The 15,879-nt window shown below is 67.5% G+C and carries 11 protein-coding genes; 9 read left to right on the forward strand and 2 right to left on the reverse strand.

Annotation, left to right across the window (positions count from 1 at the left end; all coding sequences use genetic code 11):
• The first annotated feature begins 8 nt into the window (after positions 1 to 8).
• The 6 genes from bglB to ACG0Z3_RS19950 all read left to right on the forward strand — a co-directional run bounded on the left by bglB (position 9) and on the right by ACG0Z3_RS19950 (position 8,235).
• Positions 9 to 1,172, forward strand: a complete 1,164-nt coding sequence (bglB, locus tag ACG0Z3_RS19925; RefSeq protein WP_394400839.1) for a beta-galactosidase BglB — start codon at positions 9 to 11, stop codon at positions 1,170 to 1,172.
• A gap of 111 nt (positions 1,173 to 1,283) precedes the next feature.
• Entirely contained in the window at positions 1,284 to 2,936 is a 1,653-nt protein-coding gene (locus ACG0Z3_RS19930) for an MFS transporter (protein WP_394400842.1), read from the forward strand.
• A 17-nt stretch (positions 2,937 to 2,953) separates the two neighbouring features.
• Positions 2,954 to 4,219 (forward strand): rhamnogalacturonan acetylesterase, encoded by a 1,266-nt coding sequence (locus ACG0Z3_RS19935; protein WP_394400844.1) that lies wholly within the window; start codon positions 2,954 to 2,956, stop codon positions 4,217 to 4,219.
• Positions 4,220 to 4,227: 8 nt separating this feature from the next.
• A complete protein-coding gene (locus ACG0Z3_RS19940; RefSeq protein ID WP_394400847.1) occupies positions 4,228 to 5,466 on the forward strand; it encodes a serine hydrolase domain-containing protein in 1,239 nt (412 codons plus the stop codon).
• 262 nt (positions 5,467 to 5,728) lie between these two features.
• On the forward strand, positions 5,729 to 7,555 hold the full coding sequence (locus ACG0Z3_RS19945; protein ID WP_394400850.1) for a rhamnogalacturonan lyase B N-terminal domain-containing protein: 1,827 nt from the start codon (positions 5,729 to 5,731) through the stop codon (positions 7,553 to 7,555).
• Between the two features lie 14 nt (positions 7,556 to 7,569).
• The gene (locus ACG0Z3_RS19950) at positions 7,570 to 8,235 is read left to right on the forward strand and encodes a PEP-CTERM sorting domain-containing protein (RefSeq protein ID WP_394400852.1); all 666 of its coding nucleotides are present in this window, start codon (positions 7,570 to 7,572) and stop codon (positions 8,233 to 8,235) included.
• 119 nt (positions 8,236 to 8,354) lie between these two features.
• On the opposite strand, the gene ACG0Z3_RS19955 is transcribed toward ACG0Z3_RS19950, so the two are convergent.
• Together ACG0Z3_RS19955 and ACG0Z3_RS19960 are read right to left on the reverse strand one after the other, a co-directional pair.
• A complete protein-coding gene (locus tag ACG0Z3_RS19955) occupies positions 8,355 to 9,719 on the reverse strand; it encodes an FGGY-family carbohydrate kinase (protein WP_394400855.1) in 1,365 nt (454 codons plus the stop codon).
• A 5-nt stretch (positions 9,720 to 9,724) separates the two neighbouring features.
• Positions 9,725 to 10,606, reverse strand: coding sequence for a DeoR/GlpR family DNA-binding transcription regulator (locus tag ACG0Z3_RS19960; RefSeq protein ID WP_394400857.1), 882 nt, complete (start codon positions 10,604 to 10,606; stop codon positions 9,725 to 9,727).
• 460 nt (positions 10,607 to 11,066) lie between these two features.
• On the opposite strand from ACG0Z3_RS19960, the gene ACG0Z3_RS19965 reads away from it, so the two are divergent.
• Genes ACG0Z3_RS19965 through ACG0Z3_RS19975 form a run of 3 tightly spaced genes read left to right on the forward strand, consistent with a single transcriptional unit; the run spans position 11,067 to position 15,873 of the window.
• Positions 11,067 to 13,175 (forward strand): bifunctional rhamnulose-1-phosphate aldolase/short-chain dehydrogenase, encoded by a 2,109-nt coding sequence (locus tag ACG0Z3_RS19965; RefSeq protein WP_394400859.1) that lies wholly within the window; start codon positions 11,067 to 11,069, stop codon positions 13,173 to 13,175.
• A 17-nt stretch (positions 13,176 to 13,192) separates the two neighbouring features.
• The gene (rhaI, locus tag ACG0Z3_RS19970; RefSeq protein WP_394400862.1) at positions 13,193 to 14,491 is read left to right on the forward strand and encodes an L-rhamnose catabolism isomerase; all 1,299 of its coding nucleotides are present in this window, start codon (positions 13,193 to 13,195) and stop codon (positions 14,489 to 14,491) included.
• Positions 14,491 to 15,873 (forward strand): glycoside hydrolase family 28 protein, encoded by a 1,383-nt coding sequence (locus ACG0Z3_RS19975; RefSeq protein WP_394400865.1) that lies wholly within the window; start codon positions 14,491 to 14,493, stop codon positions 15,871 to 15,873. Before rhaI ends, ACG0Z3_RS19975 begins: the two co-directional genes overlap by 1 nt.
• The last annotated feature ends 6 nt before the right edge of the window (positions 15,874 to 15,879 follow it).

The raw sequence follows: 15,879 nt of genomic DNA on the forward strand, positions 1-15,879 counted from the left end.
GACACCCCATGTCCAACCAGATCCTCAAGCCCGTCGACTCCTCCAAGATCCATCCGCTGCTGGCCCACCACACGGCCCACCTCGGCGCGGACCGCGACGACATCCGTGGCGCCATCGACCGGCTGATCCACAACCTGATCAACATCGAGGACAAGGACGGCAAGTTCCTGCTGCGCCTGGATGATGGCCGCGTGCTGGACACCAAGGGCTGGAACGGCTTCGAGTGGACGCATGGCGTGGGCCTGTATGGCGTCTACAAGGTCTGGGAACTGACGGGCGACCCCAAGGCCTGGGACATCATGACCAGCTGGTTCGAGGCACGCTTCAAGGAAGGCATGCCCAGCCGCAACATCAACACGGTGGCGCCCTTCCTGACGCTGGCCTACCTGTTCGACCGCACGGGCGAACGCCGCTACCTGCCCTACATCGACCGTTGGGCCGAGTGGGTCTACAACGACATGCCGCGCACCGAGGAAGGCGGCTTCCAGCACATCGTCTACAACAGCGTGAACAACCAGCAGCTGTGGGACGACACGCTGATGATGTCGGTGCTGCCGCTGGCCAAGTTCGGCCTGCTGCTGAACCGCCCCCACTACGTCGAGGAAGCCAAGCGCCAGTTCCTCGTCCACATCAAGTACCTGTCTGACCGCAAGACGGGCCTGTGGTTCCACGGCTGGACCTTCGACGGCCGCCACAACTTCGCCAACGCGCTGTGGGCGCGCGGCAACTCGTGGGTCACCATCGTGATTCCCGAGTTCCTCGAGCTGCTGAACCTGCCGGAGGGCGACGCCTTCCGCCAACACCTGGTGTCCACGCTGGAGGCGCAGGTCAAGGCGCTGGCGCAATTCCAGTCGCCGTCGGGCCTGTGGCCCACGCTGCTGGACGACCCGACCTCCTACGACGAGGCCGCAGCTTCCGCCGGCTTTGCCTACGGCATCCTGAAGGCGGTTCGCAAGGGCTACATCTCCAAGGACTACGAGGCCTTCGGCGTGAAGGCGGCGCTGGCGGTGCGCAAGCACATCAACGACGCTGGCGAGCTGACGCAGGTGAGCTTCGGCACGCCGGTGTTCAACACGCTGCAGGAATACAAGGACATTCCGCTGACCTCCATGCCGTTTGGTCAGGCCATGGCGCTGCTGGCCATGGGTGAGTTGCTGGTGCGCTTCATCTGAGCCCTGTAGGGCGGGTCGCGACCCGCCAACACCGGTGGCAGACCGCCACCAAACGGTGGCAGGCCGCCACCAAACGGCGGGTCACGACCCGCCCTACACACCGTTGACGCCATGCAAAAGAACCTACACCCCGCCGCCCGGCAACCCACCTGGATCAACTACTGGGGCTGGGGCTCGGGCGACATGCTCGGCGCCGGCGCGCAGGCCGTCATCACCGGCTGGCTGTTCTATTTCTTCACGACCTTCTGCGGCCTCAGCGCCGTGGAGGCGGGCCTGATCCTGGGCCTGCCGCGGCTGCTGGAAGCCATCACCTGCCCGCTGATCGGCTATGTGTCGGACAACCTGCGCCACACCTGGGTGGGTCGAAAGATCGGTCGGCGCAAGCTGTTCCTGCTGATCACCATCCCGCTGCTGCCCAGCTTCGCGCTGATCTTCCGCACCGGCCACACCTTCACCTACTACCTGCTCGTCTTCATCTTCTTCGAGCTGCTGTACACGATGTTTCTCATCCCCTGGGAGACGCTGGCAGCCGAGATGACCAAGGACTACAAGGAGAAGGCCAAGTTCGCCGGCGCCCGCATGATCGTGGCGCAGAGCTCGGCCATCCTGGCCTCCTACCTGCCCACGCTGCTGATCAACCAGTTCGGCGGCAAGGACTCGCCGGACACCTTCTTCTGGATGGCGGCCATCTTCGGCGTCATCTTCTCGGTGGTCGTCACCATCGTCGTGCTGACCAGCTGGGAGCGCCCCTACGGCCCGCGCGAAACCGCGGTGCTGTCGCAGACCTACGGCGGCGTCAGCCTCAAGGCCGCGCTGAACATCCCCGTCAAGATGTTCCGCGACCTGTTCTCCACGCTGAAGATCCGCGCCTTCCGCCAGCACCTGTCCATCTACCTGGGCGGCTACCTGTCGCAGGACATCTTCAACAGCGCGTTCGCCTTCTTCGTGGCCACCGTACTGATGGGCGCCACGCTGGTCATCTCGCAGCTGATGACGGTCATGTATGTCGCCCAGCTGATCTCGGTGATGGTGGCCATCCAGATCGTCATCCGCACTGGCCCCGTGCTGGCCTACCGGCTGGCAGCGTCGCTGTTCGGTGCCGCGCTGATGCTGTACCTGACCTTCTACCTGGTGCGCCCCGAGGGCTTCGCCGCGAGCTTCGGCGCGCTGGGCACCAACCTGTTCGGCGCACTGAACCCGGCAGGCGAGCACTTCTCGCCGAGCCTGGTGTTCTGGCTGTTCGTGCCCATCGTGCTGGCAGGCCTGGGCCGCGGCACGCTGAACTTCGTGCCCTGGTCGGTCTACAACTACCTGCCCGACGTGGACGAAGCCGTCACCGGCCAGCGCCGCGAGGGCATCTTCGCTGGCGTGATGACCCTGGTGCGCAAGCTCGCGCAGAGCGCCGCCATCATGGCCAGCGGCTGGATCATCGACTTGGGCGGCTACATCAAGACCAAGCCCGGCGAGGTGGTCGTGCAGACGCCCGAGGCCATCCAGACCGTGACGCTGCTGATGGTGGGCGGCCCGCTGCTGATGCTGCTGCTGGGCGCGCTGGCGTCGTGGAAGTTCCGCCTCAACGCCAGCACGCATGCGGTGCTGGTGCACGAAGTCGAGCGTCTGCGCAACGGCGCCACCGAGGCCGAGAGCGACGAGAACCGCCGCATCGTCGAGGACCTGACCGGTTGGCGCTACGACCAGCTGTGGGGCCGCGCCAGCGGCCACGCCGCCGACTCCACGCTGAGCCCGCTGCCCCAGCGCAGCTGAACCCGCGCCGCCACGCCATGAAGCCCACCCTGCTCCTCGTTGCCAGCCTGCTCGCCACGCCCGCCTGGGCCACCGAGGCGCTGCGCTTCAACTTCGACGGCCAGCCCGCCCCAGGCGAGCAGGCAGTGTCGGCTGACACGGCCTACAGCCGGGAGCGCGGCCACGGCTTCGAGGCAGGCGAGGCGCGCAACGGCGCCGGCCTGCCCTACTTCTTCTCGGTGAACCTGCCCGAGGGCAACTACCGCGTCACCGCCACGCTCGGCGGCCCGGCCGCCAGCGACACGACGATCAAGGCCGAGCTGCGCCGCCTGCAGCTGGACAGCGTGCGCGTGGCCGCCGGTCGCACCGAGACGCACAGCTTCATCGTCAACGTGCGCACGGCCAATATCGCCGCCGTGTCCGGCGAGCCCCCCATTGCGGCCGGCCGGGTCAAGCTCAAGGAGCGCGAGATCCAGAGCGAGGCCTGGGCCTGGGACCGCCGGCTGACGCTGGAGCTCAACGGCACGCAGCCGGCGCTGCGCAGCCTCACCATCGCGCCCGTCACCGTGCCCACCGTCTACCTGCTGGGTGACTCCACGGTAGCCGACCAATCCGGTGAGCCCTACGCCAGTTGGGGCCAGATGCTGACCGCGCTGTTCAAACCCACGGTGGCCGTGTCCAACCATGCCGAGTCGGGTGAGACCTTCCGCGACTCGCTGGCGCGCCGCCGCATCGACAAGATCCTCTCCACGCTGCAGCCCGGCGACACCGTGCTGCTGCAGTTCGGCCATAACGACCAGAAGCAGCAAAAGGACGGCAGCGGCAACGCCCAGACCTACCAGGCCGAGATGCGCACCCATGCCGAGGCCATCCTGGCGCGCGGCGGCGTGCCGGTCATCGTGTCGTCCATGGAGCGCCGCAACTTCGACCCGGCCACGGGCAAGCTGCGCCCCAGCCTGGCCGAGTACACCCAGGCCGCACGCGCCGTCGCACAGGCCATGAAGCTGGCCTTCATCGACCTCAACGCCATGAGCATCCAGCTCTACGAGGCGCTGGGCCCCGAGCGCTCACAGGCAGCCCACCCGGTGAACAACGGCAAGCTGGACAACACCCATCACAACAACTACGGCGCTATGCAGCTGGCCCGTTTGGTGGCACTGGGCCTGCGGGAAGCCCGGGTGCCGGTGGCCGCACACCTGCGCGACGATCTCGGCGCCATCGTGCCGGCCCAGCCGCAGGCGCCGGAGCAGTTCCGCGTCGCCATCAGCCCCGGCTTCACCCAACTCCGCCCGCTGGGCGACTGAGTCCTGCCATGAAGCACATCGTCCTTGCCGTGGCGCTGGCCTGCGCCGCGCTGACCCACGCCCCTTCCACGACCGCCGCACCGCGCCAGCCGGCGCTGACAGCCGGCTTCTCGGCCGAGCGCCTGCAGCGACTGGACACCGCCATCCTGGAGGACATCGCCCGCCGGCAGCTGGCCGGCGGCGTGATGGTGGTGATGCGCGACGGCAAGCCGGTCGTCTTCAAGGCCTACGGCCAGCGCGACATCGAGAACGCGCAGCCCATGCGCACGGACACCATCTTCCGCATCGCGTCCATGACCAAGGCGCTGACCTCGGTGGCCGTGATGATGCTGTACGAGGAAGGCCGCTTCCTGCTGAAGGACCCGGTGGCCAAGTTCCTGCCGGCCTTTGCCAACCTGCAGGTCGCCAAGGCCGACGGCGGCACCGAGAAGGCGCGCCGCGCGCTCACCATCCACGACCTGCTGACCCACACGGCCGGCATGAGCTACGGCGCCGGCCCGGCCAAGGCGGCCTACGACGCAGCGGGCATGAAAGACTGGTACCTCGTCGGCCACGACGAGACGCTGGCCGCCTGGACCGACCGCCTGGCCGCGCTGCCGCTGCAAAGCCACCCGGGCGAGCAGTACATCTACGGCTACGCGACCGATGTGCTGGGGCGCCTGGTGGAGGTGGTGTCGGGCCAGTCGCTGGAGGACTTCATCCAGACGCGCATCACCGGACCGCTGCGCATGCCGGACACGCACTTCTTCCTGCCCCCCGAGAAGGTGGGCCGCCTGGCCAACGTCTATGGCCTTGAAGGCAGCCAGCTCAAACTGCTGGAGACCCCCGCCCGCAGCGACTTCGTCAACGGCCCACGCAAGCTGTTCTCCGGCGGCGCCGGGTTGCTGTCCACCGCCGGCGACTACACGCGCTTTCTGCAGATGCTGCTGAACCAGGGCGAGCTCGACGGCGTGCGGCTGCTGTCGCCCAAGACCGTGGCGCTGATGACGGCCAACCACCTGGGGGACAAGGCGCGCGGCGATGCCGACGGCTTCGGCCTGGGCTTCTGGGTCAACGTGAAGACCGGCGGCTTCAAGGAGCTGGGCAGCGAAGGCGCCTACGGCTGGGGCAGCGCCTATTTCCCGCAGTACACGGTGGACCCGAAGGAACGCCTGGTCATCCTGTTCATGACGCAGCTGCGTCCGGCCGGCGGCTCGACGCTCAACCACCGCGTGCGCAACCTGACCTACCAGGCCCTGATCAAGTAGGGCGGGTCGCGACCCGCCGTTGGGTGGCGCCATGCCAGACATGCTGGCGGCCCACGACCCGCCCCACGCGGCGGCGAGCCTGCAGCCATCAGCTTTTTGCTCGGCCGTATCACGTGCCGGCATAGCAGAACGCAGCAACGCCGTACCTGCATGAAACGCTCATGCGGTTGACCGCACGGCGCTGCCTTGTCTCCCTAGAGTCCGCCGCCACGGACGGGCAATCGCCCTGTCTCGTGAATAACGACACAAACCAGGAGACTTCATGCACACGACGTGTTTGCGCGCACGCGGGGCGCGCTGGCTGGCCGCAGGCCTGCTTGCTGCGGCAACGCCGGTGGCGATGGCCGCCTTCAGCATCACCACCGTCCACGACAACAACAACGCGGCGCGGCCGCAGTACATCATCGACACCGATGGTGGGCTGGTGTTCAAGGTGCGCGGCTGGGATGCCAGCAGCACCACCGCCATCGGCGATCTGTCCAGCATCGTCTACAAGGGTGTGGAGTACGCCGACCCGTCGCGCGGCACGCAACTGAACTCCGGTGCCGACTGGCTCTACAACGGTGTGGGCGCCGTGGGCCTCAAGGTCGAGGCCGTCAGTGCCAACGGCACCGTGACGCCTGCTGCCACCACCAACGGCGGCGTCGTCAACGCGAGCGACTACATCCGCGTCACGCTCACCAGCGACAGCCTCAAGGGCGGCAGGCTGACGCACTACTACGTCGTCAAGCGCGGCGAGTCCAACATCCACATGGGCACGCACTTCACCGAGCAGCCCGATGTGCACGGCCTGGTGCGCTTCATTGCGCGCATCCGGGTCGACAGGCTGCCCAACGGCGGACCTGCCCAGGCGGCCGGTGGCCTGCTCACCTACGGCGGCGAGAGCTTCTGGGCCGAAGACCTTCGCGGCACCAGCGGCGCCATCGAGGCCAGCGACGTGTTTGGCTTCGCCAGCACCGACCCACGCGCCGGCCAGTCCCGCTCCAAGCACTACGCCAACCGCCGGCTGAAGGACTGGGAGTTCGTCGGCGGCACCGGCCCCGGCGTGGGCATCTGGTTCTGGCGTGACAACCATGAGGGCGGCTCCGGCGGCCCGTTCTACCGCAGCCTGCTGCAGCAGATCACCAGCACCAACAACGAGCTGACCTACATCGTCAACTACGGTGAAGCCCAGACCGAGCCCTACCGCATGGGCGTGCTGAACACCTACACGATGATCTTCAACGACGGCAGCACGCCAGCAGCCCGGCCCGACACCAGCTGGTACGGCCAGGTGGGCATGGTGGGCTATGTGCCGCCGGTAGGCCGCGGCTCGGTCACCGGTGCCGGCCTGAGCAACCGCATCGCCGGCCTGCCCTACACGGTGGGCTTCGCCAACGCGCAGGCGCAGTACTGGGCCGATGCCGATCCCGTGGACGGACGCTTCAAGGCCACCGGCATGCTGCCTGGCACCTACGCGATGACGGTCTACAAGGGCGAGCTGCCGGTGCAGACCGGTTCGGTGGTGGTGACCGCCAACGCCGACTACACGATGAACCCCATCGCCATCACGGCCGACCCCGAGACCAAGCCGGCGCTGTGGCGCATCGGCCATTGGGACGGTACGCCGCTGGAGTTCATCAACGGCGACAAGCTGACCTTCATGCACCCCAGCGATGTGCGCATGGCTTCGTGGAAGGTGGGGCCCTACATCGTGGGTCAGTCCACCCCCGCGCTGCACTGGCCAGCCTACCAATGGCAAAACCACAACAACGGCCTGCAGGTGCGCTTTGTGCTCAAGCGGGGCCAGAACACCGCACCGCTGCGGCTGCGCCTGGGTGTGACGGCGGACTTCAACAGCGCCCGCCCCGTGGTCACGGTCAACAGCTGGTCGTCGGGCATCCCGCCTGCGCCGCCCAAGGTGTCGCGCAACCTGACGGTGGGCACCTACCGCGGCTTCAACCGCACCTACAACTTCGACATCCCGGCCAGCCAGCTCGTGGTCGGCACCAACACGCTGACCATCAACATCGCCAGCGGCACCGGCGGCAGCAACTTCCTCAGCCCCGGCCTGTCCTTCGATGCCATCGACCTCGTTCCGGCTAACTGACGCCTGACTGCATCATGAAAACCAAACTCATCCCTCTGATCGCCGCGCTGCTCGCCGCGCCCGCCATGGCCGCCGTCGTGCAGACCACCGGCGCTGGCAACACCACGCCCGGCCAGGCCGCGCACCTGTCCTATGCGGCCGACTTCGACGCCAACGTCACGCTGGCCAGCCCCTGGGCAGAAGGCGGTCTCGTCATCTCTCACACGGGCGTTGCCAACGACAACGGCGGCTGCGGCTACGCTGGGCTGGACTGCCTGGTCGATCCGGCCGACGTCTACACCGAGGCCTTCAGCGGCAACTTCTTCGGCACAGCCGGCACCAATGCCTACGTGTCCATCCGCAGCGCGGGCGCTGACCTGCACGGCATCGAGCTGGCCGTCAGCTCGGGTTTCAGCACCATCTACGCGCGTTGGGTGACGCTGCTGGACGGCGCCGTCACCGGCAGCGGCAACGTGGGGCTGGGCAGCCAGCTCGTTGGCGGCGTGCTGGGCCTGAGCGACCTGGCGGGCTTCGACGAGGTGCGCATCTACACCTTCGACAGCGCCACCGACACCAGCGGCTACAGCCGCGCCGAGATCGACAGCGTGCGGGCCTTCACCCTCCCCGAGCCGGGCTCGCTGGCGCTGGTCGCGCTGGCCGGCCTGGGCCTGGCGGGCGCGCGTCGCCGCCGCCGCAGCTGATCCGGCAGCGCCCATGAAGAAAGGGCCGGCCTCGCGAGAGGCCAGCCCTTTGCATGGGTTGGCGGCTTGCCACCGGTGCTGGCGGGTCTTGACCCGCCCTACAAGCTTGACCCGCCGCCCTACAGGCCCTGGCGCCACTGGTCGCGGTAGGCCCGCCACCCCGGCGGGCACCACGCCGCCACCGGCGCCGGCGCCGGCGCGGCTTCGCGGCCCCAGGCATCCAGCAGCCAGGCGCCGCAGGTCGTGCCACTGCCGTCGTCGGACACGGCCACATCGCGCCCATCCGACAGCCCGGCCAGCAAGGGGCCGAACCACGGATTGACCGTGAACGCGCCCTCCACCACCACACGGCCGCTGGCACCCAGCGCCTGCAGGCAGTGATCGGTCATCAGCACGACGTAGAGCGTGGCCAGCGCGGCGCGCTCGGCATCGTTCTGCGGCATGGGCCCAACCACGCGACCGATCTGACCGGCGAACGGCCCGCCGGTCTCGACAAAGCACGGCAGCGCCATGGTTTGCCGCGCGATCAGGCGCTCGACATCCGCCGCCGTGAACGGCGCCGGCCGCTCGCCCGCCAGCGCACCGAACTCCCGCCCGCCCATGAAGCGCATGCAGGGCACGGCCTCACCGAAGACATCGCAGTTGGCCAGCATGTCCTGCGCCTCGACCAGCGGCTTGGTGGCCGAGCCCAGCGCCGCGGCGATCAGCCACGTGCCCGTGGACAGCACCGTGCAGGGGCCGCTCTGTTTGAGCGTCAGCAGGTGGCGCAGCAGCGAGGCATTGCTGTCGTGGATGCCGCAGACGATCTCGCAATCAGCGGGCAAGCCCGTGTCGGCTGCCAGTTCTGGCAGCAGCACGCCTAAGCGCGCCCAGGCGTCGCGGCGCGGCGGGAACAGCGGCTCCCAGCCCAGCCGCTCGACGAGGCTGGAGAAGCGCCCCACGGCGGGTCGCCACAGGTCGGTGTGGCAGCCCAGCGAGGTGACCTCGCTGGCCGCCACGCCACACAGGCGCCAAGCCCAGTACTGCGGGTACATCAGCACATGCTTTGCCCGCGCGAACTCCGTGGGAAAGCGCGCGGCCAGCCAGTCCAGCTGGCGGCCAAGGTTGAGGCCGGCCGGCAGCGCGGGCGATCCGCTGTCGGCGAACACCGGCCGCAGCCCGGCATAACGCGACGCGTCGGCGGCATCGCCGGGCACATGCTCGTAGTCCAGCACCGGCAGCACCAGGCCGGCGTCATCCACCAACGCAGCCGTCGCGCCATGCGTGACGGGCACGATGGCGCGGATGTGCGCCCGCTGCGACAGCTCGCGCAGTTGCCCCAGCATCCAGGCCCACAGCCGCTCCGTGTCGTGGTGCGGGTAGGGACCCAGATTGCGCACCGTGTTGGGTGTGCGCGCCTCGGCCAGCGTGTGGCCGTCGGCATCGATGAGGGTCAGCTTCGCATTGGTCTTGCCAATGTCGAGAACTACGGTTCCGGGAGGCAAAGCGCTCAAGAGTTCAGCCCCGCATGACGGTGGTAAGCGCCCGACTCCAGCACGGCCGCATAGTCATGCGAACTCATGGCCGAAGCCTCCACCACGCGAGGGTCCACCTGTTCCGGCTCCACGGTGATCACGCGCACGCCGTAGTGCTCCAGCAATTGCACCGCACTGTCGGACGCACCGGTGTCGGTGATGACGGTGGACACGCGGTTCAGCCCGCACAGCACGAGACCTGCCTTGCGCTGGAACTTGGAGCTGTCCACCAGCACGACGAGTTCCTCAGCCTGCCCGATGAGGCGCTTCTCGGCCTGGATCAGCAGCGGGTCGGCCTCCATCAGGCCCAGGATGCTCAGGCCGTAGACGCCCATGAACATCTTGGCGGCGTAATGGTGCTGAGCCACGTCGTTCTCGAACGGGCTGAGGATGACGTTCTGCTCACGGTAGACCTTGCCGCCGGGCAGGATGATCTCGTTGTCGCTGGTGACGAGCAGGCGCTCGGCCATCAGGAACGAGTTCGTCAGAATCTTCAGCTGTTTCTCGACGAGAAACTCCGCCATCATGAACGTGGTAGTACCGCCGTTGATGATGATGGTTTCGCCGTTATTGCACATCGACGTGGCATAACGAGCGATGGCGCGTTTGGCAGCAGTATGTTGCTGCGCATTGTTTTGAAAGGTCTCGCTCGACAGCGTGTAGGCCTTTTTCTTCTGCTCCAGGCGCTGCGCACCACCTCGGGTGCGCGTCAGCTGGTTTTTCGCGGCCAGCCAGGAAATATCCCGGCGCACGGTCGCGGCCGACGCCGACAACCATTCCATCAGTTGCTGCACGCTGGCGTGCTCACGCTCGTCCAGCAGCTTGAGCAGACGCTTGTGCCGTTTGTGATTGATCATGGGGCTACCTGGCTATCGGGCGCCCTCCTGCAGCGGCGGCGACCGTTGTCTCTCGGAAGTTGCCCGACCTCTTGGGGTGGGCATCGCTTTGCCGGAGGCCGCCTTCGTCGGCACCCTCTCGGGTCACGCCCCAGGCCGTTGGCCGCCGGGCGCCGTCGCCATGTTGCAGTGCAATCAAGATCGCTCAGACTGCAGGTGAAACACAGTTCCGAAAGCAGATTACGTCAGTCGAATGACAGCGTCAATCACGAAACGCTCACGGCCGTGAGCGTTTCGTGAGCGGCACCGCTGCGGTGCGCGCTTTCGCTCATCCTTTTGATTTCCTGTTGCGGCGCTGTGTCGGGGGCAGTGTTTCGGCCCACACTGCGGCCCGTTTCCACCATGGATCACCCGTCGCTGACAGGTGCCGGCACGCCGAAAAGGCTCCGGGCAACGAATACGACTGAAACCAGGCAAGCTGATGACTGCAAACTCCCAAACTCCTGCGCAAACCCCGATCGCTTCCAAGTGGGACGATGCCGTGGCGGCCAAACTGAGCGAACCCGAACTGCTGCTGTATCGCTCCAACCTGCTGGGTTCCGATCTGCGCGTGACGAATTTCGGCGGCGGCAATACCTCGGCCAAGGTCACGATGCGCGACCACCTGACCGGTGAAGACGTGCAGGTGCTGTGGGTCAAGGGCTCGGGCGGCGACCTGGGCTCCATCAAGCTGGATGGTTTCTCCACGCTCTACATGGACAAGCTGAATGCGCTGAAGAAGCGCTATCGCGGCCTGGAACATGAAGACGAGATGGTCGACTACCTGCCGCACTGCACGTTCAACCTGAACCCGCGCGCTGCCAGCATCGACACCCCGCTGCACGCCTACATCCCGAAGGCGCATGTCGACCACATGCACCCGGACGCCATCATCGCCATCGCCGCCTGCGCCGACAGCAAGCGCCTGACCGAAGTGATCTTCGGCGGCCAGCTGGGCTGGCTGCCGTGGCAGCGCCCTGGCTACGACCTGGGCCTGAAGCTGGAAGCCCTGGCCACGTCGCAACCCAACCTGAAGGGCATCATCCTGGAAGGTCACGGCCTGTTCACCTGGGGTGACACCGCCAAGAGCTGCTACGAGATCACGCTGGACATGATCCGCCTGGCCGAGCAGTGGCTGAACGAAAACATCAAGCAGCCGGTGTTCGGCGGCGTGAAGACCGTGACGCTGGCCCCCGAGCAGCGCGCTGCCATCGCCGCCAAGCTGATGCCCGCACTGCGCGGCCGCATCAGCGCCGACGAGCGCAAGCTGGGTGACTTCAACGACAGCGACGCCGTGCTGCAGTTCGTCGCCAGCAACGATCTGGTCAAGCTGGCCGCACTGGGCACGTCCTGCCCCGACCACTTCCTGCGCACCAAGATCCGCCCGCTGGTGCTGGACTTCGACCCGGCCAACCCCGACGTCGACGCCGTGCTGGCAGGCCTGGACGCCGCGCTGGAAGCCTACCGCGCCGACTACCGCGCCTACCACGAGCGCTGCAAGCGCCCGACCAGCCCGGCCGTGCGTGATGCCAACCCCATCATCTACCTGATCCCCGGCGTCGGCATGCTGTCCTTCGCCAAGGACAAGGCCACCGCTCGCATCGCCGGCGAGTTCTACATCAACGCCATCAACGTCATGCGCGGCGCGAACGGCGTCGACAAGTACGTCGGCCTGCCCGAGCAGGAAGCCTTCGACATCGAGTACTGGCTGCTCGAAGAAGCCAAGCTGCAGCGCATGCCCAAGCCCAAGAGCCTGGCCGGCCGCGTGGCCTTGGTCACCGGCGGCGCCGGTGGCATCGGCCAGGCCGTTGCCCGCCAGCTGCTGCAGGAAGGTGCCTGCGTCATGCTGACCGACATCGACGCCGGCGCGCTGGCCGAAGCTCATGCCAACCTGGTCAAGGTCGGCGGCAAGGACGCCGTCGCCACCGTGCAGGGCAACATCACGTCCGAAGCTGAAGTGGAAGCCGTGCTGACGGCCACCGCGCTGCGCTTCGGCGGCCTGGACATTCTGGTGTCCAACGCAGGCATCGCCTCGGCCGCCCCGCTGGAAGACACGACGCTGGAAATCTGGCAGCGCAACCAGGACATCCTGGTGACGGGCTACTTCCTGGTTGGCCGCGCAGCCTTCCGCCTGATGAAGCAGCAGAAGATCGGCGGCTCCATGGTGTTCGTGGCCAGCAAGAACGGCCTGGTCGCCTCCGCCGGCGCCTCCGCCTACTGCACGGCCAAGGCCGCTGAGATCCACCTGGCCCGCTGCATCGCGCTGGAAGGCGCGGCCATCGGCGTGCGCGTCAACGTCGTCAACCCCGACGCCGTCATCCGCGGCTCGCGCATCTGGGACGGCAAGTGGAAGGAAGAGCGTGCAGCGTCGAACAAGATCGACAGCGACAACATCGAAGAGTTCTACCGCCAGCGCAGCATGCTCAAGCTCAGCGTGCTGCCCGAGGACATCGCCGAGGCCGTGTACTTCATGGCCAGCGACAAGTCCGGCAAGAGCACGGGCAATGTGCTGAACGTTGACGCGGGCAACGCCGCGGCGTTTACTCGTTGAACGCGCAGGAGACTCCCATGACCAAGCAAATGATTGACGCTGGCCAAGTCGAACAACACAACGCCGCGCTGCGCGCTGAGTTGCAGGCCGACTACGACGCGCTGGGCGGCATGCTGTCCCGCCGCGGTGTGGACATCGAGGCCCTCACTGCCAAGGCCCAGACCTTCGGCGTGGCCGTGCCCAGCTGGGGCGCAGGCACGGGCGGCACGCGCTTCGCCCGCTTTCCCGGCAAGGGCGAGCCGCGTGACGTGACCGAGAAGCTGGAAGACTGCGCCGTCATCAACCAGCTGACCCGCGCCACACCGGCCGTGTCGCTGCACTTCCCCTGGGACAAGCCCGCCGACCCCAAGGCCCTGCGCCAGCAGGCCGACGAGCTGGGCCTGGGCTTTGACGCCGTCAACAGCAACACCTTCCAGGACCAGGCCGGCCAGCCCGCCACCTACAAGTTCGGCAGCCTGACCAGCACCAACAAGGCCTCGCGCGAGCTGGCCGTGCAGCACAACATCGACTGCATCGAGCTGGGCAAGACGCTGGGCTCCAAGGGCCTGACGGTGTGGGTTGGCGACGGCGCCAACTTCCCCGGCCAGAGCAACCTGCGCGGTGCGCTGGAGCGCTACATCGACAGCGCCAAGGGCATCTACGCCGCCCTGCCGGACGACTGGCAGATGTACATCGAGCACAAGCTGTTCGAGCCGGCGTTCTACTGCTCCGTCATCGCCGACTGGGGCACCAGCTTCGCCGTCGCTAAAGAGCTGGGCCCGAAGGCCAAGTGCCTGGTGGACCTGGGCCACCACGCGCCCAACACCAACATCGAGATGATCGTGGCGCGCCTGGCGCAGTTCGGCAAGCTCGGTGGCTTCCACTTCAACGACAGCAAGTACGGCGACGACGACCTGGACTCGGGTTCCATCGACCCGTTCCAGCTGTTCCTGATCTTCAACGAGCTGGCGGACTCGCAAGCCCGTGACGGCGCCGGCTTCAACCCGTCGTACATGCTGGACCAGTCGCACAACGTGACCGATCCCATCGAGAGCCTGATGAGCAGCGCCGTCGAAGTGCAGCGCGCCTTCGTGCAGGTGTCGATGGTGGACCGCGTTGCCCTCGCCGGCTTCCAGGAATCCAACGACGTGCTGCAAGCAGCGCAGACGCTGAAGAAGGCCTTCCGCACCGACGTGAGCCCCATCCTCGCGATGGCCCGCCTGCGCTCGGGCGGCGCGATCGACCCGGTGGCTGCCTACCGCGCTGCCGGCTATCGCGAGCAGGTCGCCGTCAAGCGCCCGCCCAAGGCTGGCGCCAGCGGCTCCGGCATCGTCTGATGACGCGGGCTTGCGTGCAAGCGCAGGCCTACGGTGCACGCGGCGACGGGTGCACCCTCAACACCCGCGCCCTGCAGGCCGCCATCGATGCGGCGGCTCTGCAGGGCGCGGAGTTGCGTCTGGGCCCCGGCGTCTACCTGACAGGCGCGCTGTTTCTGAAGAGCGGCATGACGCTGCACCTGGCGCATGGCGCCACGCTGCTCGGCTCTCGCGATCTGGCTGACTATCCGCTGCTGCCCACCCGTGTGGCCGGCATCGAAATGCGCTGGCCGGCAGCACTGGTCAACGTCTATGGCGAGCAGGACGTCACCCTGACCGGCGAGGGCTGCATCGATGGTGATGGCCAGGTCTTTTGGGACAGCTACTGGGCGCTGCGTGCCACCTACGAGCCGCGTGGCCTGCGCTGGGCTTCGGACTACGACTGCCAGCGCCCACGTCTGATCCAGGTCTTCGAGTCCGCACGCATTCACATCGGCGGCGGCCTGCTGCTGCGCCGTTCGGGCTTCTGGACGCTGCACCTCTGCTACTCGGAAGACGTCACTGTCGACGGCGTCACCATCCGTAACAACGAGGACGCGCACGGCCCGTCCACCGATGGCATCGACATCGACTCCTCGCGCCGCGTGACCATCCGCCACGCCGACATCGCCGTCAACGACGATGCGCTGTGCCTGAAGGCCGGCCGCGACGCTGACGGCCTGCGTGTTGCGCGCGTCTGCGAGGACATCCACATCAGCGACTGCGTCGTACGCGAGGGCGCCGCCGGCCTGACCTTTGGCAGCGAGACCTCGGGCGGCATCCGCCGCATCACCGCGGAGCGCATCACCGTGCACGGGCCGGTGCCGGTGGGCCTGCTGTTCAAGTCCGCGCCCACGCGCGGCGGCTTCGTGCAGGACCTGCGCATCACCGACCTGCAACTGCTGAACGTGCCCGTGGCCCTGCGCGCCACGATGAACTGGAACCCCGCCTACAGCCGCGCCACGCTGCCCGAGGCCGAGGCAGCACACGCCCCGACCCACTGGCACACGCTGGCCGCACCGGTTTCAGCCGAACAAGGCCGCACCCGTGTCGAGGGCGTGCGACTCACCCGACTCAGCGCGCAGGGCGCGGACGTGGCCTTCGAGGTGGACGCCACAGACGAAGTGCCGCTGCGCGACTTCGAGTTCAACGCGCTCGACATCCAGGCCAATCGCGGAGGCCATGTGCAGGACGTGCGCGGCTGGCAGTTCGGCAGCGATTGCCGGCTGCAGCTGGCCAGCCCCATCCGCGTCGGCACCCGCTGCGAGCTCGCCGGCCTGCCGCCCCACACCACCCTGGCCGACGCCGCGCTGCAGCGCCGCGACGTGTCCACACTGAGCATGGCCGAACAGGACGTGCTCTGAGCAAAC

Source organism: Pelomonas margarita, assembly GCF_043555875.1.
GTDB classification, from domain to species: domain Bacteria; phylum Pseudomonadota; class Gammaproteobacteria; order Burkholderiales; family Burkholderiaceae_C; genus Pelomonas; species Pelomonas margarita.

What these genes read in the sequence shown, in the direction of transcription:
- ACG0Z3_RS19940 (WP_394400847.1), top strand. Translation starts at nt 4,228, where the DNA reads ATGAAGCACATCGTCCTTGCCGTGGCGCTGGCCTGCGCCGCGCTGACC.
- ACG0Z3_RS19950 (WP_394400852.1), top strand. Translation starts at nt 7,570, where the DNA reads ATGAAAACCAAACTCATCCCTCTGATCGCCGCGCTGCTCGCCGCGCCC.
- ACG0Z3_RS19965 (WP_394400859.1), top strand. Translation starts at nt 11,067, where the DNA reads ATGACTGCAAACTCCCAAACTCCTGCGCAAACCCCGATCGCTTCCAAG.
- ACG0Z3_RS19945 (WP_394400850.1), top strand. Translation starts at nt 5,729, where the DNA reads ATGCACACGACGTGTTTGCGCGCACGCGGGGCGCGCTGGCTGGCCGCA.
- rhaI (WP_394400862.1), top strand. Translation starts at nt 13,193, where the DNA reads ATGACCAAGCAAATGATTGACGCTGGCCAAGTCGAACAACACAACGCC.
- ACG0Z3_RS19935 (WP_394400844.1), top strand. Translation starts at nt 2,954, where the DNA reads ATGAAGCCCACCCTGCTCCTCGTTGCCAGCCTGCTCGCCACGCCCGCC.
- bglB (WP_394400839.1), top strand. Translation starts at nt 9, where the DNA reads ATGTCCAACCAGATCCTCAAGCCCGTCGACTCCTCCAAGATCCATCCG.
- ACG0Z3_RS19975 (WP_394400865.1), top strand. Translation starts at nt 14,491, where the DNA reads ATGACGCGGGCTTGCGTGCAAGCGCAGGCCTACGGTGCACGCGGCGAC.
- ACG0Z3_RS19930 (WP_394400842.1), top strand. Translation starts at nt 1,284, where the DNA reads ATGCAAAAGAACCTACACCCCGCCGCCCGGCAACCCACCTGGATCAAC.
- ACG0Z3_RS19960 (WP_394400857.1), bottom strand. Translation starts at nt 10,606, where the DNA reads ATGATCAATCACAAACGGCACAAGCGTCTGCTCAAGCTGCTGGACGAG.